General features: G+C 70.7%; 15 protein-coding genes and 1 tRNA gene. 5 read left to right on the top strand and 11 right to left on the bottom strand.

From position 1 onward, the window contains the following. Window positions 1-180 precede the first annotated feature (180 nt). Window positions 181-2376: an elongation factor G-like protein EF-G2 gene (locus ACFPIH_RS34310; RefSeq protein WP_381181474.1), complete on the top strand. Its 2196-nt coding sequence runs from the start codon at window positions 181-183 to the stop codon at window positions 2374-2376. Between the two features lie 186 nt (window positions 2377-2562). Continuing rightward, complete coding sequence (locus ACFPIH_RS34305; RefSeq protein ID WP_381181476.1) at window positions 2563-4215, top strand: hypothetical protein; 1653 nt, start codon at window positions 2563-2565, stop codon at window positions 4213-4215. Window positions 4216-4224: 9 nt separating this feature from the next. Here ACFPIH_RS34305 and ACFPIH_RS34300 read toward each other — a convergent pair whose 3' ends face one another. Further along, the gene (locus tag ACFPIH_RS34300; protein ID WP_381181478.1) at window positions 4225-4785 is read right to left on the bottom strand and encodes an HIT family protein; all 561 of its coding nucleotides are present in this window, start codon (window positions 4783-4785) and stop codon (window positions 4225-4227) included. A gap of 67 nt (window positions 4786-4852) precedes the next feature. Between ACFPIH_RS34300 and ACFPIH_RS34295 the strand changes: the two genes are divergently transcribed. Beyond that, on the top strand, window positions 4853-5521 hold the full coding sequence (locus tag ACFPIH_RS34295; RefSeq protein WP_381181479.1) for a potassium channel family protein: 669 nt from the start codon (window positions 4853-4855) through the stop codon (window positions 5519-5521). 28 nt (window positions 5522-5549) lie between these two features. Here the strand turns inward: ACFPIH_RS34295 and thrS are convergent, their stop codons facing one another. From thrS to ACFPIH_RS34280, 3 genes are all read right to left on the bottom strand, one after another. Next, window positions 5550-7526: a threonine--tRNA ligase gene (thrS, locus tag ACFPIH_RS34290; protein WP_381181481.1), complete on the bottom strand. Its 1977-nt coding sequence runs from the start codon at window positions 7524-7526 to the stop codon at window positions 5550-5552. A 90-nt stretch (window positions 7527-7616) separates the two neighbouring features. Then, window positions 7617-8840 carry a hypothetical protein gene (locus tag ACFPIH_RS34285; RefSeq protein WP_381181483.1) on the bottom strand — a complete coding sequence of 408 codons (1224 nt, stop codon included), beginning with the start codon at window positions 8838-8840 and terminating at the stop codon, window positions 7617-7619. After that, the gene (locus ACFPIH_RS34280; RefSeq protein WP_381181484.1) at window positions 8837-9403 is read right to left on the bottom strand and encodes a DUF4365 domain-containing protein; all 567 of its coding nucleotides are present in this window, start codon (window positions 9401-9403) and stop codon (window positions 8837-8839) included. The genes ACFPIH_RS34285 and ACFPIH_RS34280 overlap by 4 nt, the downstream gene beginning before the upstream one ends. Window positions 9404-9604: 201 nt before the next feature. Here ACFPIH_RS34280 and ACFPIH_RS34275 point away from each other — a divergent pair, with 201 nt between their 5' ends. After that, on the top strand, window positions 9605-10330 hold the full coding sequence (locus ACFPIH_RS34275) for a 3'-5' exonuclease (protein ID WP_381181486.1): 726 nt from the start codon (window positions 9605-9607) through the stop codon (window positions 10328-10330). Window positions 10331-10388: 58 nt separating this feature from the next. Here the strand turns inward: ACFPIH_RS34275 and ACFPIH_RS34270 are convergent. Both ACFPIH_RS34270 and ACFPIH_RS34265 read right to left on the bottom strand, forming a co-directional pair. Then, a tRNA-Val gene (locus ACFPIH_RS34270) sits at window positions 10389-10460 on the bottom strand. Window positions 10461-10499: 39 nt separating this feature from the next. Continuing rightward, window positions 10500-10946: an SRPBCC family protein gene (locus tag ACFPIH_RS34265; RefSeq protein WP_381181487.1), complete on the bottom strand. Its 447-nt coding sequence runs from the start codon at window positions 10944-10946 to the stop codon at window positions 10500-10502. A gap of 101 nt (window positions 10947-11047) precedes the next feature. On the opposite strand from ACFPIH_RS34265, the gene ACFPIH_RS34260 reads away from it, so the two are divergent. Next, the gene (locus ACFPIH_RS34260; protein WP_381181489.1) at window positions 11048-13351 is read left to right on the top strand and encodes an SCO7613 C-terminal domain-containing membrane protein; all 2304 of its coding nucleotides are present in this window, start codon (window positions 11048-11050) and stop codon (window positions 13349-13351) included. 12 nt (window positions 13352-13363) lie between these two features. On the opposite strand, the gene ACFPIH_RS34255 is transcribed toward ACFPIH_RS34260, so the two are convergent. The 5 genes from ACFPIH_RS34255 to ACFPIH_RS34235 form a co-directional block, all read right to left on the bottom strand. Next, window positions 13364-16102, bottom strand: coding sequence for an exo-rhamnogalacturonan lyase family protein (locus ACFPIH_RS34255; RefSeq protein ID WP_381181491.1), 2739 nt, complete (start codon window positions 16100-16102; stop codon window positions 13364-13366). A gap of 78 nt (window positions 16103-16180) precedes the next feature. Next, complete coding sequence (locus ACFPIH_RS34250) at window positions 16181-16789, bottom strand: hypothetical protein (protein ID WP_381181492.1); 609 nt, start codon at window positions 16787-16789, stop codon at window positions 16181-16183. Between the two features lie 13 nt (window positions 16790-16802). Continuing rightward, window positions 16803-17693 carry a carbohydrate ABC transporter permease gene (locus tag ACFPIH_RS34245; RefSeq protein ID WP_381181494.1) on the bottom strand — a complete coding sequence of 297 codons (891 nt, stop codon included), beginning with the start codon at window positions 17691-17693 and terminating at the stop codon, window positions 16803-16805. Further along, window positions 17690-18655, bottom strand: coding sequence for a carbohydrate ABC transporter permease (locus ACFPIH_RS34240; protein WP_381181496.1), 966 nt, complete (start codon window positions 18653-18655; stop codon window positions 17690-17692). Before ACFPIH_RS34240 ends, ACFPIH_RS34245 begins: the two co-directional genes overlap by 4 nt. Window positions 18656-18675: 20 nt before the next feature. Beyond that, on the bottom strand, window positions 18676-19962 hold the full coding sequence (locus ACFPIH_RS34235) for an ABC transporter substrate-binding protein (protein ID WP_381181498.1): 1287 nt from the start codon (window positions 19960-19962) through the stop codon (window positions 18676-18678). Window positions 19963-20171: the final 209 nt, after the last annotated feature.

The raw sequence follows: 20171 nt of genomic DNA, 5'->3' as shown, positions 1-20171 counted from the left end.
GGCAGCCCGGTCACGGCCCGATCGCGGCCCTCCGGCGGCGTGCTTCGCGTCCGTCGTATGGACGCGCGGTAACAGGAGTGGAAAGCTCGAAGGACCGCGGGCGTCGCCGGAGCCGCCATCGCACGCGGGGCCGTCGTGCCCGCGCCCCCAATGACCTCACCGTGCACGGGAGGCAAGGAAATGGGCGACAAGGCGAACACACACCCCGGAGCCGCCGGCAGAGCTACGGCGGCCGACCATCCCGCGTCCGTACGGAATGTGGTGCTGGTCGGCCACTCCGGATCGGGCAAGACCACATTGGTGGAGGCTCTCGCGCTGACGGCGGGAGCGGTGAACCGGGCGGGCCGCGTGGAGGACGGCGGCACCGTCTCGGACTACGACGAGATCGAGCACCGGCAACAGCGCTCCGTACAGCTGTCCCTGGTGCCGGTCGAATGGGACGGCATCAAGGTCAATCTTCTGGACACCCCCGGGTACGCCGACTTCGTCGGGGAGCTGAGGGCCGGTCTGCGGGCGGCGGACGCGGCCCTCTTCGTCGTCTCGGCCTCGGACGGCGTGGACGGCTCGACCCGCATGGTGTGGGAGGAGTGCGCGGCCGTCGGCATGCCGCGCGCGATCGTCGTCACGCACCTGGAGGCCGCCCGCGCGGACTTCGAGGAGATGACCCGGGTCTGCGCCGACGCCTTCGGCGGCGACGACCCCGACGCGGTGCTCCCGCTGTACCTGCCGCTGCACGGTCCGCAGGCGCCCGACGGGCACGCGCCCGTGACCGGGCTGACCGGGCTGCTGTCGCAGAAGCTGTTCGACTACTCCTCCGGCGCGCGCGAGGAGTCCGAGCCGGGCGAGGACCAGCTGCCGGGTCTCGACGAGGCCCGCAACCGGCTGATCGAGGGGATCATCGCCGAGAGCGAGGACGAGACCCTCATGGACCGCTATCTCGGCGGCGAGTCCATCGACGTCAAGACGCTGATCGAGGACCTGGAGCGGGCCGTCGCGCGCGGCACGTTCTTCCCGGTCCTGGCGGGCGCCCCCGCCGCCGACGGCGCCCGTCAGGGGCTGGGCACGGTCGAACTCCTCGAACTGATCACCAGGGGCTTCCCGACGCCGCTGGAGCGCGAGGCGCCGCTCGTGACCACGGTCGGCGGCGCGCCTCGCGAGCTGAAGCTGTGCGACCCGACCGGCCCGCTGGTCGCCGAGGTCGTGAAGACCTCCTCCGACCCCTACGTCGGCCGGGTCTCCCTGGTCCGCGTCTTCTCCGGCACCCTGCGTCCCGACGAGACCGTCCATGTCTCCGGCCACGGGCTGGCCGACCGCGGCCACGAGGATCACGACGTCGACGAGCGGATCGGCGCCCTGTCCGCGCCCTTCGGCAAGCAGCAGCGGGCCCTGACGCACTGCATCGCGGGCGATCTCGCGTGCGTGGCGAAACTCGGCCGCGCGGAGACCGGCGACACGCTCTCCGCCAAGGACGACCCGCTGCTGATGGAGCCCTGGCAGATGCCCGACCCGCTGCTGCCGCTGGCCATCCAGGCGCACAGCAAGCCCGACGAGGACAAGCTCTCCCAGGGCCTGGCCCGGCTGGTCGCCGAGGACCCGACGATGCGCCTGGAACAGAACCAGGACACCCACCAGGTCGTGCTCTGGTGCCTGGGCGAGGCACACGCGGACGTCGCCCTGGAGCGGCTGCGCGCCCGCTACGGCGTCCAGGTGGACGTCGTACCGCACAAGGTCTCGCTGCGGGAGACGTTCGCGGACCGGGCGGCCGGGCGCGGACGGCATGTGAAGCAGTCCGGCGGGCACGGGCAGTACGCCATATGCGAGATCGAGGTGGAGCCGCTGCCGGGCGGTTCGGGCATCGAGTTCGTGGACAAGGTCGTCGGCGGGGCGGTGCCCCGGCAGTTCATCCCGTCCGTGGAGAAGGGCGTGCGGGCGCAGGCGGCCAGGGGCGTCGTGGGCGGGCATCCGCTGGTCGACGTGCGGATCACGCTGCTCGACGGCAAGGCGCACTCGGTGGACTCCTCCGACGCCGCGTTCCAGACGGCCGGCGCGCTCGCGCTGCGGGAGGCCGCGGCCGATGTGCGGATCCATCTCCTCGAGCCGGTGGCCGAGGTGAGTGTGCTGGTCGGCGACGACTACGTGGGCGCCGTGATGAGCGACCTGTCGGGGCGGCGCGGCCGGGTCCTCGGCACCGAGCAGACCAGCGGCGGGCGCACCCTCGTGCGGGCCGAGGTGCCCGAGATCGAGATCGGCCGGTACGCGGTCGACCTTCGGTCGCTCTCGCACGGCACCGCGCGTTTCCACCGGACGTACGCCCGGCACGAGCCGATGCCGGCGCAGGTCGCCGAAAAGGTCCGCCAACAGGCTCAGGACGGGTGACGGTTGGGGCCGGGCCGCACTCAAGTGGCCCGTGTGGAAGATGATCCTCCGCTTCGGCGGGCGGCTTCGGCCGTCCGCCGACGGATGTCAGTGGCTGGCGATACCCTGATGACCTGATCAACAGGTGTGCGGAGTACGGAAGTCGGGAAGGCCGCAGGAGCGGGACGGCGGCGAGTGGGGGCGGGAATGACCTTTGAGGACTTCTTCGGGCCACAGGTGCCCCGGACGGGCGGTGCGGGCGGCGCGCCCACGTTCGCGCTGGCTTCGGCGGCCTATCGGGACACCCCGATGGAGGAGATCAAGAAGGCCGACAACGAGTGGCACCAGTCGGCGGTCAAGGACGGCCGGAAGTGGGCGAAGATCTTCCGCCCCAACTTCGGCGAGGCGTACTCCCAGGCGGTGATCGACCGCATGCTGGGCGTCGGCCGCGCACCGCTCATCCAGTCCTTCGGCAGTGAGCCCCAGGTGGTCGTCGAGCACTGCCTCGCGGCAACTCGCATCCGCCGGGAGCGGGACACGAAGCTGACCGGCCTGATGCTGCTGTGCGGCGTGCTCTTCCTGCCCGGCCTGCTGGTCTGGCTGCTCGTCTTCCAGCTCCGCGCCACCATGGGCAGGACCGACAACAAGCGGATCTCCGGACTCGGCACCGGCCTGCTGGTCGCCGTCGCAGCCCTCGCCGTGATCTTCCTGGTCCGGATGCCCTTCAGCGGCATCGCGGGGTGGTACGCGCGTGGCTGCATCGTGGCTCCCGTGGCCGGCTGGTTCCTGGCCAAGCGGGTCTGCGAGACCACCGCGAGGGACCTGCGCGAGGCCTGGGGCGGCCTGCTCTCCGGCGGCAGCGTCGGCGCGAAGGTCCCCGAGGCGGTGCCGACCAGTCCCGACCAGGCCGCGGCCGAGCAGCTGCGTCAGTCCCTGGCCCGGCTCAGCGCCGAGCAGCAGTCCAACTCGGTCTTCTACGCCGGCCCCAAGGGCATCCTCGGCATGGGCACCCGCTGGGGCTCCTGGCACCTCGCGGAGGAGCTGGCGCCGCTCGACCCCGTCAAGGGCATCCACGAGTTCCGCAGCTGGACCGTCGTCCGCGCGATCCACGACGAGCTGAGTGTGCTGCACCGGCAGAGCCTGAAGACCGGAGGCTTCCCGGAGCCCCAGGTACGGCACTGGATCGTCACGCATGTGGGCGAGGGCGCCAAGGAGGTGTCCAGGCCCGAGGGGACCGACGTCGAGGCGTACCAGGTCAAGCCCAGGGCCGTGGAGGACATCTGCAACAGCCAGCAGTTCGACAGCGGCGACCGCCACTACCTGGGCGTGCAGTGGCCGAACCTGTGGAACGGCAATCTGATCCTGACCCTGATGATCACCGTGACGGTGCTGAAGGAGACCCTGCGCATCGAGGTCACCGGGCACGCCCTGGGCCCGGTCAACGGACTGTTCAGCGGCAAGCCGGCGGCACCCACCAAGGAAGTCGCCAAGACCGTCCGCTTCTGGGAGACCCGGACGATCAAACTGCCGCTGGTCACCACCGACGAGGTCGTCCGGCTCGCCGCGCGCGCCACGGTCAGCTGGTATCCGCCGGTGCTGAAGTGGCTCGGCGGCTCCATAGGGCTGCCCGAGCCCTTCGGCCTGCGGCACGCCTGGGCCGACCAGCCCTGGAAGCACCGCTTCATGGCCGACGACGCGCTGCGCGCGGCCACCCCGGTGCTGCGCGCGGTGCACAGGGCGGCGCTGCGGGTGCTGCGGGAGCATGACGTCGACGTGGACAAGTTCAGCTCGCGGGCGTCGGCCCTCAGCGGGGCGGTCCAGGAGGTGTCCCCGAAGAAGGCCGACACATACGACGCGTAGCGGTACGGGTCAGGCCGCCGGCCAGGCGTCCGCCAGCATCTTCCTCGTGTCCGCCAGCAGCTGGGGCAGTACGCGCGTGTGGCCGACGACCGGCATGAAGTTGGTGTCGCCGCCCCAGCGGGGCACGAGGTGCTGGTGGAGGTGGGCGGCGATACCGGCGCCCGCCACGGTGCCCTGGTTCATGCCGATGTTGAAGCCGTGCGCACCGGACGCGGTGCGCAGGGCGGTCATCGCCTGCTTGGTCAGCTCGGCGAGCTCCGCGGTCTCCGGGCCGGTCAGATCGGTGTAGTCGGCGACATGCCGGTAGGGCACGGTCATCAGATGACCACCGTTGTACGGGTAGAGGTTCAGGACCGCGTACACATGCTCGCCCCGCCGGACGATCAGACCGTCCTCGTCGGACTTCGCCGGGATCGAGCAGAACGGGCAGCCGTCCTCGGCCCCCGGACCGGTCGGCTTGTTCTCGCCCTGGATGTACGCCATCCGGTGGGGCGTCCACAGGCGCTGGAACGCGTCCTGCGTCCCCACTCCGATCTGCTGCTCCGGCTCACTCGTCATGCAAAGCAGCATATTGCGTCGCCCGTTCGCGGCGTGTCGCCGGGGTTGTGGGTAAAGCCGCGCGGGCCAAGCTGGGCCGATGCACGAAGTCAGCCGTCAGACCCAATGGGAACAGCGCACCGAGCTCCCCCTCGCCCTCGCCTCTCTGGTGTTCCTCGCCATGTACGCCGTCCTGGTCCTCGCGCAGGATCTGCCGGCCGCCTGGCGCGACCTGTGCGCGGCGGTGATGGCCACCGCGTGGGCGCTGTTCGCCGTCGACTACGGCGTGCGCTGGCGGCTCGGCGGACAGGGGCTGCGCTTCGTCCGCACGCACAAGCTGGACAGCGTGGTCGTACTGCTGCCCCTGCTGCGCCCGCTGCGGGTCGTCAAGGTGTACGAGGCCGTACAGCGCCGGCGCGGACAGCCCCGGCTGTCGCTGCACGCGCGCGTGATCACGTACTCGGGGGTGACGGCGGTGCTGCTCGGCTTCGCATGCGCCCTCGCCGTGTACGACCTGGAACGCGGGGCGCCAGGCACCGACATGCACACGTTCGGGGACGCGCTCTGGTGGGCGTGCACGACGCTCACCACTGTCGGCTACGGCGATGTCGTCCCGGTCACGACAGGGGGCCGACTGATCGCGGTCGGCCTGATGGCGTGCGGGCTGGCGCTGCTGGGCGCTGTCACCGGGTCGTTCTCGTCCTGGCTGATCCAGGTGTTCTCCCGGGAGAGCGGCTCCCCGGACGGCGAAGAGCCCCCGAGGAGCTGAGTCCCCGGGGGCCCTTCAGCGCGCGGCGTCAGACCTGCGAACGCTCCTCGACCACCTTCGCGATCTTCGCGATGGCCTCGTCGAACGGGATGCCGTTCTCCTGCGAGCCGTCGCGGTAGCGGAAGGACACCGAGCCGTTCGACATGTCCTCGTCGCCCGCGATGACCATGAAGGGCACCTTCTGCTTCTGGGCGTTGCGGATCTTCTTCTGCATGCGGTCCGAGGAGGAGTCCACCTCGACCCGCAGGCCCTGCCTCTTCGCGGCGGCGGCGAACTTCTCCAGGTACTCGACATGCCCGTCGCCGATCGGGATGCCGATCGCCTGGACCGGGGCCAGCCAGGCCGGGAAGGCGCCCGCGTAGTGCTCCAGGAGCACCGCGAAGAACCGCTCGATGGAGCCGAACAGCGCGCGGTGGATCATGACCGGCCGCTGCTTGGCGCCGTCCGGACCGGTGTACTCCAGGTCGAAGCGCTCGGGCAGGTTGAAGTCGAGCTGGATGGTCGACATCTGCCAGGTGCGGCCGATGGCGTCCTTGGTCTGGACGGAGATCTTCGGGCCGTAGAAGGCGGCGCCACCCGGGTCGGGCACGAGCGGAAGCCCCTGCTTCTCGGCGACCTGGCGAAGGGTCTCCGTCGCCTCCTCCCAGACCTCGTCCGAGCCGACGAACTTCTCCGGGTCCTTGGTGGACAGCTCCAGGTAGAAGTCGGTCAGGCCGTAGTCGCGCAGCAGGCCGAGGACGAAGGTGAGCGTCTTGTCGAGCTCCTCCGACATCTGCTCACGGGTGCAGTAGATGTGCGCGTCGTCCTGCGTGAAGCCACGCGCACGCGTGAGGCCGTGCACGACGCCCGACTTCTCGTACCGGTACACGGTCCCGAACTCGAAGAGGCGCAGCGGCAGTTCACGGTAGGAGCGACCGCGCGCGTCGAAGATCAGGTTGTGCATCGGGCAGTTCATGGGCTTGAGGTAGTAGTCCACGCCCTCGTCGAGCTGCATGGGCGGGTACATGCCGTCGGCGTACCAGTCCAGGTGCCCGGACGTCTCGAAGAGCTTCCCCTTCGTCGCGTGCGGGGTGTAGACGAACTCGTAGCCCTCCTCCTCGTGGCGGCGGCGCGAGTAGTCCTCCATCACCCGGCGGACGACGCCGCCCTTGGGGTGGAAGACGGCGAGGCCGGAGCCGATCTGCTCGGGGATCGAGAACAGGTCGAGCTCGCTGCCCAGCTTGCGGTGGTCGCGCTTCTCGGCCTCGGCGAGGAAGTCGAGGTGGCCCTTCAGCTCGTCCTTGGACGGCCAGGCCGTGCCGTAGATCCGCTGGAGCATGGGGTTCTTCTCGCTGCCGCGCCAGTAGGCGGCGGCGTTGCGCATCAGCTTGAACGCCGGGATCAGGCGGGTGGAGGGCAGGTGGGGGCCTCGGCAGAGGTCCTTCCAGCACAGCTCGCCGGTCTTGGCGTCCAGGTTGTCGTAGATCGTCAGCTCGCCGGCGCCGACCTCGACATCCGCGCCGTCGTCACCGGACGCGGCGCCCTTGAGGCCGATCAGCTCCAGCTTGTACGGCTCGGAAGCGAGCTCCTCGCGGGCGGCCTCGTCGGTGACGACACGGCGGGCGAACTTCTGCCCCCGCTTCTGGATCTCCTGCATCTTCTTCTCGACGGCCTTGAGATCCTCGGGCGTGAACGGCTTCTCGACATCGAAGTCGTAGTAGAAGCCGTCCTTGACCGGCGGACCGATGCCCAGCTTGGCCTCGGGGAAGATCTCCTGCACGGCCTGGGCCATCACATGCGCGGTGGAGTGGCGCAGGATGTTCAGGCCGTCCTCGGAGGAGATCTCGACGCCCTCGACCTCCTCGCCGTCGGAGAGCACGTACGACAGGTCCCGAAGCTCGCCGCCGACGCGCGCGGCGATGACCGAGCGCTCGCCGGCGAAGAGGTCGGCGGCCGTAGTGCCCGTCGTCACCGTGCGCTCTTCCCGCTCGGAATCGCGTTGGATGATCACACGGACGTCTGACACCGGTCTCTCCTGACTGCTGGTGGGTGCGGCGCCATACCGTGAGCGCGCGCAATAGGGGATCGTACCGACCCGCACCCACCGACCGCGAAGTCAGTCCCCGCCTTCGTCGCTTCCGCAGGCCTCCTCGAAGAAGTCCAGGTTCTCCTGGAGGGACTTCATCAGCTGGTCCCGCTCCTCGTCCTCCACCTGCACGGGTACGACCCCGAAGGCGCCGGTGAGCCGGCGGAAGCCGCCCCTGCTCTCCAGCCGGCCCTGCACCCGCACCGGCAGCCCGAGCAGATGGGCCTGTCCGGCGATGCGGTAGTCCTCCTCGTCGAGGGCGACCCGGACATGCGGGACGTCGGCCCCGCCGAGCACCCGCAGCCGTACGCTCCCCTCGCCGCGCGGCCCCGACCTGCGCAGTCGGGTGACGGCGCCGGTGACCCGTACGGACACGGCGGGTTCCTCGCGCAGATAGCGGGCGCCGGCCTCGCGCAGCACGGGCAGGTCGCCGGGCGAGAACTCGACGGCCTCGGCGGTGGCGGCGCAGTCCTCGGGGACCCCGGCGGCGGGTGACCACTCGAGGGCGATCCGGGCGCCCTCGGTGCCCCGTACGAGGGCGATCAGCGCGTCGGTGAGCTCACGGCTGGCGCCGGCCTCCACGGCCGTGTCGAAGGCGTCCATGCCGCCGGTGGCCCGCTGGTAGTCGATGGCCTCGCGGACGGCGTAGAGGGCCTGGTGGAGGCGGACGGCGAGGGGCCGGCCGGGGTCGGTCGGCACGAAGGCGGTGAGACGGCGCCCGCCGGCGGCGGAGCCGACGAGAACGTGGTCGAGCAGCGCACCGGCCGCGCGGCGGTGCCGGGCGCCGTAGTAGCCGGCACGCGCACGCGTGGCGAGCGCCCCGGCGAGCAGCATCTGGCGGGCGGCGCCGCGCAACTGCTCCTCGACCGTCCAGGGCGCGGAGCCCGCGGGCCCCTCCGGGGTGTCGCGCCACCAGCGGATCTCGTCGCTCGGCACGGCGAGCCCGACCAGCACCTCGCGCGCGGAGGGTGCGGCACTGCGGGCGAGGGCCTGGAGCGCCTCGCCGAGCAGGTCGTCGCTGTCGGGGAAGGCCCGGCTCTCCGGTACGAGCAGGCTCGTGCCGGTGCCGGGCCCCGGTGGGGTCCAGCGGCCGTAGCGTCCGACGGCGCCGCCGCGGCGGGTCCAGCCGTGCCGGCGCAGCAGGGCGCCGAGCACGGCGGGGTCGACCTCGCCGGGCTCGGGCGGACGGTTCCAGTGGGCCTCGGGGTGCGGTCGTACGGGCCGCAGGGGCTCGTCGAGGGGGCGGTGGGTCATGGTTTGCCTCCCGTCCCGACCCGCGTCATGATCTCGCACAGCGCCCGGTCGTCGAAGATGCGTGAGGTCGGGATCCGCACGGTGGTCCGGTGCCGCCCGGTGATCGGGTGGCCGGCGAGATTGACCCAGTAGCAGCAGTGCCGCAGGTCGAGGCGGTCGTGCCCGGCGCGCAGCCACTGCTCCTGCGAGCGGGGGACGATCATCACGACCAGGATCTTGTGGACCGACACCGGGGTGCGGGCGAGCTTGCGCAGGTGGTCGTTGTCGAGCGTGAAGGAGAAGGAGCGGCCCGGTGGATGGGGCGCGATCTGGTACGTGGCCTTGAGCTGGACCTTGATGGTGACCTCGTCGTCCACCGTGTGCCCGGGCGAGCCGTGACTGACGTGCCAGTCGATGCCGTTGTCCGGGAACGGCTGGGACAGCGAGCATCCGGCCGCTGCCGCGACCGCGTGCAAGTAGCCCACCTGCAGTGTCTCCATGCAGGCGGTGGTGGCGAGTGTGCCGCGAAGGGGGCCCGTTCGTTCGGGCAGCAGCCCGCCCCGTTCGGGCTGCGCTATCGCCATGACCAATAGCCTTCCAAGCAAGTGGGATGCCCGGAACCGGGCGAGTGGATGTCGAGTAAATCCCGCCACGGGCCCGCTGAACTGCAAAGACCCGCACTCCTGTTGTGTCCTTCCGGCGTACGACGCAAACAGCCCGGGTATCACCAAACGGGCAGAAGACGGTGCGTCAGCTGCCGCGGGTGAACGAGGGGTTGTGTAGGTATGGCGAACTGGTACGAGGGCCCTCTGGCCGCTTTCGACACGGAGACGACGGGCGTCGACGTGGAGGCCGACCGGATAGTGTCGGCCGCCCTCGTCGTCCAGGACGCGCCCGGGGTACGGCCGCGGGTGAACCGCTGGCTGGTGAACCCGGGCGTGCCGGTGCCCGCCGAGGCGACGGCGGTGCACGGACTGACCGACGAGCATCTGCAGCGCAACGGCCGCTGGCCGTCGCCTGTGATGTTCGAGATAGCCGAGTTGCTCGCCGAACAGGCGGCGGCGGGACGGCCGTTGGTCGTGATGAACGCGCCGTTCGACCTGACGCTGCTCGACCGGGAGCTGCGCCGGCACCGCGCCTCGCCGCTGGGCCACTGGCTGGAGCCGGCCCCGCTGCGGGTGCTGGACCCCCGGGTCCTGGACAGGCACCTGGACCGCTACCGCAAGGGCCGGCGCACGCTCACCGACCTGTGCGCGCACTACGGAGTGACCCTGTCCGACGCGCACGACGCGGCGGCGGACGCGCTGGCCGCACTGGAGGTCGTCCGGGCACTGGCCCGGCGCTTCGCGACCCGCCTGGAGCGGCTGTCCCCCGCCGACCTGCACGCCTTGCAGACGGCGTGGCACGCGGCCCAGGCCCGCGGCCTCCAGGCGTGGTTCGCGCGCAGCGGCAACCCGGAGACGGTGGACACGTCATGGCCGCTGCGCCCGGAACTGTCGGCGGCGGCGTGAAGGAAGTGAACGGACATGAAAAAGCCGGTCCGCGTGACGCGGACCGGCTGTCTCCGGGTGGGCGATACTGGGTTCGAACCAGTGACCTCTTCGGTGTGAACGAAGCGCTCTTCCACTGAGCTAATCGCCCGGGAACGGACTGAACAATACAGGTCCCCGCGCGCTTCCTTCAAACCGCTTGCAGGAGTGCGGCCAGGCCGCGCCGTCCGGCGCGCATCATCAGCCGGTGGTTGGCGCGGAACAGCGGGCATCCCGGTACGGCGAACCGCCTGAGCAGCGGCTTGCGCACGTCCACCACCTGTTCGTAGCGGGCGAGGGTGCCGGTGCCGCCGGCGGTGACCGTCCAGCGCGCCCAGCCCTCGATGTCGCCCGACATCCGGATCTCCAGCACCCCGTCCACCGGATCGCGCCGCACGGCGTGCACGGTGAACGTCAGGTCGTACGGCAGCAGCGAGCGGACACGGATCACTCCGGTGGTGTCGTCGACGCGGTTCACCTCGCGGACCTGCCGCCACCAGCGCGGGTAGTCCTCGACGCGCTCCAGCGCGTCGTACACGGCCGCGGTCGGCGCGGGCAGGGCCCACTGGCTGAGGAAGCGGTAACGGGTCCAGTCCATGGGCAGAGTGTGCCGCTACGAGGGCCCACCGGACGGCATTTGAGTACGTACTGAGTACCGGTACCCATGCCCTGCGACGTGACGCGGACCACACTCCAGGCATGACGTCCCCTCCTCCCCCGGCCGAGGAACTGCGGCTCCTCGACGCCGAGCTGTACCGACTGGACACCCGCCGCTCCCAGTTGCTGGCCCGCCGCGCCTGGCTGGTCACCGCTCTCCAGCCGGTACGGCCCCTGCCCGCACTCCCGCCCGCGCCGCCCCGGCGGGAGACGTCCGCACCCGGCGTGCAGAACGTCCTGCTGCTGCTCGGCGGGATCCTGCTCACCATCGCGGCGATGGTGTTCACGCTGGTCAGCTGGGGCCATCTGGGCATCGCGGGACGGTCCCTGGTGCTGGGCGCGGTCACGCTGGCGGTGCTCGGCGCTCCCGTGGCCCTGCTGCGGCGGGGGCTGCGCTCGACCGCCGAGTCGGTCGCGGGCCTCGGGCTCGCGCTCACCGTGCTGGACGCGTACGCCCTGCACGAGGCCGCGTTCCGGACGGCGGACGGTACGACCTATCTGGCGGCCTGCGCGACGGTCCTGGCCGCGCTCTGGACGGCGTACGGCACGGCCCTCGACGCGTTGGGACTGCCCCGCCCGGCCGCCCTGCTGGTCGCCCAACTGCCCCTGCCGCTCTGGGTGGTGGCGGCCGGTGGCGGCCCGTACGCGGTCACGGCCGGGGTGCTGCTGACGGCGGCGTTCGACGCGACGACCGCGCTGCGGGCGGTGTCCCTGCGGCCTGTCGCCGTGGTGTGCGCGTTCGGGGCGGGCGGCTACGGCGTGCTGGCGGCCGGTCTGCTCTCCCTGGACGCCTCCGGTCCGGGCGCCGCCGCCCGTGCGGCGGCGCTCCTGTTCCTCGCGGCGGCCATGGCGCTGGCCGCCGCGAGGTTCACCCCCCAGCCCGGGTTCGCGACGGGTACGGCGCTCGCGGGCGCCCTGTGCGCGATCGCCGGTGTCGGCGGTGTCCTGCGTGTGTCGGTACCCGGTGAGTGGGTCGTACCCGCGTGTCTGGCCTGCGGAATCGCTCTGCTGCCCGCCGCGCGGGGCATCGAGCCGGTGCGCCGGGGTCTCGCCCTGGCCTCCGACGTCGTACAGGCGGGCGCGGTGCTGTGGACGGTGCCGGCCGTGGGCGTCACGCTGCTGGGGCCGACGGCCTGGCTGGGCCGGGTGTGGGCGGGAGCGCCCGGGGACGCTCGTACGGCGGCGGTCGGCGACGCGCTCTGGCCGCCGCACTCGGCCACCGCTCCGCTGGTCCTCGCCGCGGTCGCCGTGCTCCTCGCGCTTCGCGGCACGCAGTGGCGCCCGCACGCGCTCGCCCTGGCGTGGGCGGCCGTGATCGTGTTCCCGACCGCGCTCGAACTGCCGTACGGCTTCGGTCTGTTGCTGCTCGGGGTGAGCGTGGCGGCGCTCCTCGGGCTCGGTACTCGGCCGGCGGTCGGGCTCGCTCTGGCGACCTCCCTCAGTCTCGCTCTGCTCTCCCTGGCCGCCGAGACCGCGACCCTCGCCGTACTCGCGTCGCTGACCGCCGGGTTCGCGGTGGCCGCCCGGCGCGGGCGGCTCGCGCCGGTGTCCGCCGCCGCCTCGCTCGGATACGCGACGGCGCTGGCGTGCGCGATGGGTGCCTCGGCCGGGTGGCGGCCGGAGCACACCGCGCTGCTGGTGCTGCTGGTCCCGGTGGCGGCGGCCCTGCTCGCGCCGCGGATCGCCGACTCCGCCACCACGCTCGCGGTGGAGTCGACGGGTGCCGTCGCGGGCCTCGTCGCCATCGGACTCGCCGTCCTGGATCTGCCCCTGCTGGCCCTGGTGCTGTCGCTGTGCGCGGTGATCGCCGCGGGCACGGCCGTACGGCAGGACCGGCGCGGTGTGGGCTACGCGGCCGTCGTCCTCTTCGTGCTGGCGGCGTGGGTGCGGCTGGCGTCCTGGCAGGTCGGTGTCCCGGAGGCGTACACCCTGCCGGTCACGGTCCCGGCGCTGCTCGTGGGAGCCCTGCGCCGGCACCGCGACCCGCGGGCGTCGTCCTGGACCGCGTACGGCCCCGGGCTCACCGCCACGCTCCTGCCGAGCCTGGCCGCGGCCTGGGCCGACGCCGAGTTCCCCCGCCCCCTGCTGCTGGGCGCGGTGGCGCTGGCGCTCACCCTGCTGGGCGCCCGGCACCGGCTCCGGGCACCGCTGGTGCTGGGCGGTTCGGTGCTGGTCCTGGACGCGCTGCACGAACTCGCCCCGTATCTCGTCCAGGTGGCCGACCTGCTCCCCCGCTGGGTGCCGCCCGCCCTCGCCGGACTGCTGCTGCTCGCACTCGGGGCGACGTACGAGCAGCGGCTGCGGGATGTCCGGAAGGTGCGGGAGGTCCTGGGGAGGATGGACTGATCCCGCCCCTTTTCAGGAGGGCATCCTGTCGCCCAGCAGCGCCAGGTTCTCGATCGCGGCGAGGCCGTAGAGGGCGGTGTCGTTGGTGGACACCCAGGCGGCCTCGCTGCCCGCGACCAGGGTGGCGGGGCCGCTCAGCGGCTCCGTCCTCCACGGCGAGGACTCCATGTAGCCGTCGGAGCTGTAGAACTTCGTCCACGCCCGCTTGGCGAGCGCCTCGTCGCCGGTCTGTACGGCGGCGTAGGCGTCGAGGCGCGAGTGGCCCTGGAAGAGCAGCAGGGAACCGAAGTGGGAGCCGTAGCGTGCGGCCTGTTCGGCCCTGGTGGCGTTGAAGTAGCGGCAGTAGTCGTAGTACGCCTCGTTGAAGGCCGGTATGTCGACGAGGTGGATGAGTTCGGCGCACAGTTCGTTGAGGCCGAAGACGGCGGAGAGGTGCGAGACGCTGACGACGGGTGCGGCGGCGACGGCGAACCTGCCGGTGTCGAGGTCGTACAGGCCGCTGCCCTGCACGAAGCCGTTGGGCTGGGCGGCGATGGTCTCCATCGTCGACAGGACGCGCGCCTTGGCCTTCTCCCACTTGGGGCCCTTGCGCTCCCACTCCGTGAGCCAGGCCGAGACCAGGCCGCTCCAGTCGGTGCCGAAGCCGATCGACAGGGCGTGCCGGTCGGGGGTGTACGGCTCGGTGCGGATCTTGCGCAGCGGGTCCAGGGCGAGGAACGTCTCGTCGGAGTCGACGTTGGCGTGCATGAGGTCGCCGACGCGTTCGTCGGCGGTGAGGAAGTAGTAGTAGCGGCGGTAGGTGGTGTTGGCGATGCGCTGCTGCTTGGCGCTGTCGGCGTAGTGCTGGACGCCGTGCCGGGTGCCCAGGCCCGCCCACTGGCCGAGGTGGTAGACGTCGACCTCGCCGGTGTGCCGGGTCATCGCCTCCGCGAAGCGGAAGATGTCCGAGCGGCCGGAGCGCAGATAGGCGAACCAGAGCCAGAGGTCCGGGGAGAGTTCGGAGTTGTCCCAGGCGTAGCCGCCGATGTCGTACCGCCACTGGTGCCGGACGGTGTCGTAGGTGTGCATGATGTCGCCGTAGTCCCAGAAGCCGTACCAGCGGCGCTGCTCCACCTGGTCCTTGTAGTAGGTGAAGAGGAAGTCGAGGTGGTCCTCGATCTTCGCCTTGGCGGGGGTGGAGCGGTCCGGCTCGGAGTACAGGCCGGGGCCGAAGACCTTCGCCTTGATGAGCTGCTCGGGCGGGGCGGCGAGCTGCGGCAGCACGCGGACGGCCTCGACCTGTCGGGCCAGAGCCTCTGCCGAGGGCGTCGACTCGTTGGCCCAGAAGAGGAGTTCGGAGGTCCGGGCGATCCCGTAGGGGGTGCCGAAGCCGGGCTCGTAGTCCTCGTAGGTGATGTTGAGGCCCTCGATCTGCTCGGGGAAGGTGTCCTGGCCCATGCCGTCGTGGTAGAAGCGCAGGTCCATGGGCTGGGCCTCGGGCGACCAGAGCCAGAGGGTGACCTCGGCGGCGTCGGTGTGGGCGTCGCGGATGTCGAGCTGGCTCGGGTGCTTCTCCCAGAAGTCCCTGAGGCCGAACGAGAACCCGCCGCTCGCGCCGCCGACGTACCCGAAGCCGGAGGCCCGCTTGCCGCCGCCGGCGCCGACCCAGCCGTAGCCCTTCTTGGTGCGCTTGCGGAGGGTGAAGCCGTCGGCGGAGAGCTGGGCGAGGGTGTAGTCGCCCCACTCGGGGATGTACTGGAGGCGGGTGGTGACCCGCTGGTCCCAGGTGGCCGGGTCGGGGAGCTTCTGGCCCGCGTACTGGGCGGCCTGGACGGCGGCGCCCGGGTCGCGGCGCAGTCCGGTGATGCCCTTGACCGCTTCCCTCAGCAGGCCGGTGCCCTCGCCGCCGATACGGATGTGGCGGTCGTACGACTCGTCGCGCATCGGGACGGTGAAGCGGACGCCGAGCCCCCGGACGAAGTCGCCGCTCGCCTTGCCCGGCTCCTGTTTCCCGTCGTAGGTGATCGTGTGGACCATGCGGAAGGAGTCGGCGCCCGCGTAGAAGTAGAGGCGGATGGAGAAGGGGAGCCAGCTGCGGCTGCCCTTGCGGTGCTTGCCGTCGATACGGACGACCGCGCGGACCGGGCCCTCCTGCTCGACGGTGACGTCCCCGATGGCGCCCTCGAAGCGCTCGGTCCTGACCGTGCCCTGGTCCTCGTCCTCGATCTCGGGCTGGCGGATCAGGACGAGCCGGCCGTTCTTGGCGATCTCGGTGGAGCCGCGTCTGACCGACTTGATGAGGGAGGCGCCGTCCTTGCCGATCTTCACCGTGATCACACCGGTGGAGACGTCGACCGTGCCGCCTCTCTTGTCGACCGTGACCTTCCTGGCCGGGGCGGCGGGTGCGCCGGCGGCGAGGGTGAGCTTCCCGGATCCTTCGCCGACCGCGTGGGCGGTCCACTTGAGCGATCCGTCCGGCCAGTAGGCGATCGGCCAGGACTGGACGGGGACGGCCTTGCCGTCGGCGTCCGTCAGCGCGAAGGTCTGGTCCTCCTGGTAGGCGCCCATGGGCCAGGGCACGCCGAGCGTGGAGCCGGGGGCGGCGCCGAGGCCGCCGTCCTCCAGCCAGTCCAGGGTCACCGGTTCCGCGTCCGCCGTCCGGGCTCCGGGCGCGGCCTCCGCGTCCTTCGCCCCCAGCGCCCAGCTGAACTGGGCGGCGGCGCCGGCGACGGCCGCGGCCTTGAGGAGGGACCTGCGGGGGATGGGAGACATGGCCTTTCCTTTCCTGCCTGGCTGATCAGGGGCATGACAGAGGTAGGTGCGGCGCCGAGGGCGCCGACCCGTGGGGGCTCAGTGGTTGCGGTAGCGCTCCTCCACGGCGACGGCCGCCGCCGCGACGGCACCGAGGACCGGGACCGCCAGCGGAGCGATCACCCAGCCGGACAGGACCACGACGGCCAGCCCGGCGGTGAGCAGGAACGATCCGGCGGGGTCGAGCACCGTACGGCGCCCGGCCCGGGCGAGCAGCCCGCGCCAGGAGTCGCCCGGCGCCCAGACGGCCGCCGCGCGCAGCCCGGCGACGGCGAGACCGATCAGCGCGAACAGTCCCACGGCCCCGACGAGCGGCCCGCCGGGAATCCCGGCGCGCGCGGCCTGGACGTCCACCCAGACCGCGGCCACCGCCGCCCACCCGGCGAGCCCGGCGAGCCAGCCGCCGCGCACGGCGGACCGGAAGTCGGCGACGAACTCCCGCCAGCCGCCGCTCTCATGGGCGGTACGGCGGCGGAGGTGCCGGGCTCCGGCGGCGAAGGCGGCCGGATAGGTGACCACGCCGAGCGAGGCCACCGCGATCCACACCCCGGTGAGCAGACACTCGGCGAACACCCCGAAGCGTTCGGCGAGGACGGACTCCTTGCGAACCGTATTGCGGGTACGGGCTTTTGCGCGCGCGTAGGCCATGGAGGAACCCGCCTCAGCCCTTCAGTCCGGAGGTCGCCATACCGTCGATGAGGTACCGCTGGAAGGCGAGGAAGAACAGCAGCACCGGCAGCAGCGCCACCAGCGACATGGCGATCAGTCCGCCGTAGTTGGCGGCGACGCCGTCGGAGTCACGGAACATCGTCAGGCCGAGGGAGACGGTGTACTTACCGGGCTCGTTGAGGTAGATCAACGGGCCCATGAAGTCGTTCCAGGCGTTGATGAAGGTGAAGATGGCGCTGGTGATGAGGGCCGGACGGCACAGCGGCAGCACGATCGACCAGTAGATCCGCAGGTGACCGCAGCCGTCGATGCGGGCGGCCTCGTCCAGTTCGCGGGGCAGATTGCGCATGAACTGCACCATGAGGAAGACGAAGAAGGCCTCGGTGGCGAGGTACTTGCCGATGAGCAGCGGAACGTAGGTGTTGATCAGCTCCAGCTTCTGGAACATCACGTACTGCGGGATGAGCAGCACGTGGTAGGGCAGCAGCAGAGTGCCGATCATCAGGGAGAACAGGAGGTTCCGGCCGGCGAACCTGATCCTGGCGAAGGCGTACGCGGTCAGCGAGCAGGAGATCAGGATGCCGACGACCGAGCCGAGGGCGTAGAAGAGGGAGTTCTGGAAGAACGTCCAGATGCTGATGTCCGCTATGCCGTCGGCGAGGCCCCTGAAGTTGTCGAGGATGGGGCTGGTGGGGAACAGGTCGAGGCTGTTGATGATGTTCTTGCTCGGCTTGAAGGACGCCCCGATGACCCACAGGACGGGGTAGAGGATGAAGGCCAGGATCAGCAGGGCACCGACGTGCCAGCCGAGGGAGCCGGCGCGCTTGCGGCCGAGGCCGGCGGACGGCTTGCGGGTGGCGGTCGGGCTGGTGGCGGCGCTCATCGGGTGTCCTCTGCGTCGTTGTCGTAGTGCACCCACTTCTTCTGCGACCAGAAGAGGACGGCCGTCACCAGGGCCACCCCGAGCAGCAGCATCCAGGCCATCGCGGAGGCGAAGCCCATCTGCGCGTTCTTGAAGCCCTGCTGGTAGAGGTAGCAGGTGTAGACGAGCGTGGCGTCGGCCGGTCCGCAGGAGGTGTTCGAGACGACGTAGGCGGAGCCGAAGATCTGGAAGGAGTGGATGGTCTCCAGGAGCACGTTGAAGAAGAGCACCGGGGAGATCATCGGGAGCGTGATGTTCCAGAACCGCCGGAAGGGTCCGGCGCCGTCCATCTCGGCCGCCTCGTACAGCTCCCGGGGCACCTGCTTGAGGCCGGCCAGGAAGATGACCATGGGCGCGCCGAACTGCCAGACGGTGAGCGCGACCAGACAGTAGAGAATCCAGTCCGGGTTGCCGACCCAGCCGCCGGCGTGGACGCCGAAGACCGACATCGTACGGTCGACGACGGCGTCGTCGGAGAACATGGACCGCCAGACGAAGGCGACCGAGACGCTCGCGCCGATCAGCGAGGGGGCGTAGAAGGCGGCCCGGTAGAAGGCCTGGCCGCGGCGGCTCTGGGCGAGCAGCAGGGCGACGCCGAGCGCGAGGAGCAGCTTCAGCGGGGTGCCGATGACCACGTACTTCGCCGTCACCTCGACCGACTTCTGCCAACGCGGATCGTCGAACATCCGGGTGAAGTTGTCGAAGCCGATCCACTTGGGGCTGGTGAAGAGGTTGTAGTCCGTGAAGGCGAAGTAGAGCGAGGCGGCCATGGGGCCCGCGGTCAGCAGGAGGAAGCCCGCGATCCACGGGGACATGAAGAGATAGCCGGCCAGGTTCTCCCGGCGGCCCCGCCGCTTCCCTGCGGCGGGGGCGGTGGAGCGGGCCTTTCGGGTGGCGGGCGGAGATTCCTTGACGAGCGTCACAGTTGGTTCCCCATCAGGCGTCAGGCTTGGAAAGCGGCCTCGGACTCGTCGAAGAACTGCTTCACCGCGTCGGAGACCTTGCTCTTGCCCTGGGCCATGTCGCCGCTGATACGCAGGAAGGCCGCCTCGACCGTGTCGGCGCCGGAGGGGTGCGGGGTGATCGTGCCGAGGACGCCCGCCTTGGCGGTGTCCTCCTCGTACTGGGCGATCTCCTTGGCGACCGTGTCGGTCGGCTTGAACGCGTCGTACTGCTCGGTGCTGGCGAGGATGCCGCGGTCGTAGCCCATGATCTTGCCGACCTCGGCGTCATGGACCATGAAGTCGATGAACTGCGCGACCTCCTTGGGGTGCGAGGTGCGCGCGGAGCCGCTGAGCATCAGCGAGGCGAGGTACTGGCCGGTGTCCTTGCCGTCCGTGGTGGGGATCGGGGCGAGGCCGTAGTCGCTGTCGCCCTCGGCCGTGTACCGGACGGCGAAGTTGTCCCAGGTGAATTCCGAGGCGGCGTGCCCGGCCGAGAGCGAGGACTGGGGCTTGTCCTGCTCCACGATCTTCGGGGAGGTGATGATGCCGGCCTTGACGCGGTTGTAGGCGTCCGTCCACCACTCCGTCAGATCGGCCTGCTCGAAACCGAGTCCGTCGTCCGTGAAGAACGCCTTGCCGTTCTGGCGTAGGTATACGTCGTACAGGTACATGATGCCGAAGTAGCCTGTGTCGCCGGGCACCTTCGTCTTGTCGTAGATGGTCTTGAGCGCCTTGAAGTAGTCATCCCACGTCCACCCCGGAGCGGCCTCGACGCCCGCCTTCCGGAACGCCTTCTTGTCGATGACCAGCGCCATGGTGTTGGAGCCGACCGGGATGCCGAGCTGCTTGCCGTCGACCTCGCCGACCTTGGTGACGCCCTCGCGGAAGTTGTCGAGGCTCAGATTGCCCGCGTCGACCTGGGACTTGAGGTCGAGCAGGATGCCTCTCTTGTCGTACTTCCGAAGAAATCCGACGGCGTTCTGGAAAACGTCCGGGGGATTTCCGCCGGCCGCCTGCGTCTGGAACTTCTCCCAGAATGCGACGTAGTCCTGGAAGTCCGTCTTCACCTTGATCTTCGGGTACTTCTTCTCGAAGAGCGCGATGCTCTGGTTGATCTTCTTCGCACGCTCCTCGGCACCCCACCACGCGTAACGGATCGTCACCGTCCCGTTCCCGGAGCCGCTGTTGCCACCACACCCGGTGGTGGCCGCCAGGCCGAGCGTGGCGGCGGTCGCCCCGGCCGCCTTCAGGATCGTTCGCCTCTCAACATTCCTGCTGGTCCCCATGGACGGGCCCTCCCCGCAACATCGTCACTACTGCATGAATCGTTTCAAGAAAGCGCTTGCTGGCACAAGGTACGAGGGGGCCGGGGGAGCGTCAATGATTCGGACAGGATTTTCTTGTGAGGCAACTGCGGGGCGTGGGAGGCGGGTTGGGGCGGTGGGGCGGGTTGGGGGCGTCGTGGGGGCGTGGTTTGGGGGGTGAAGGGGCTGGT

It is taken from the genome of Streptomyces vulcanius (assembly GCF_042653945.1).
GTDB classification, from domain to species: domain Bacteria; phylum Actinomycetota; class Actinomycetes; order Streptomycetales; family Streptomycetaceae; genus Streptomyces; species Streptomyces mangrovi.
The sequence above is the reverse complement of the archived record's forward strand: the minus strand, read 5'-3'. Positions and strand labels throughout refer to the sequence as shown.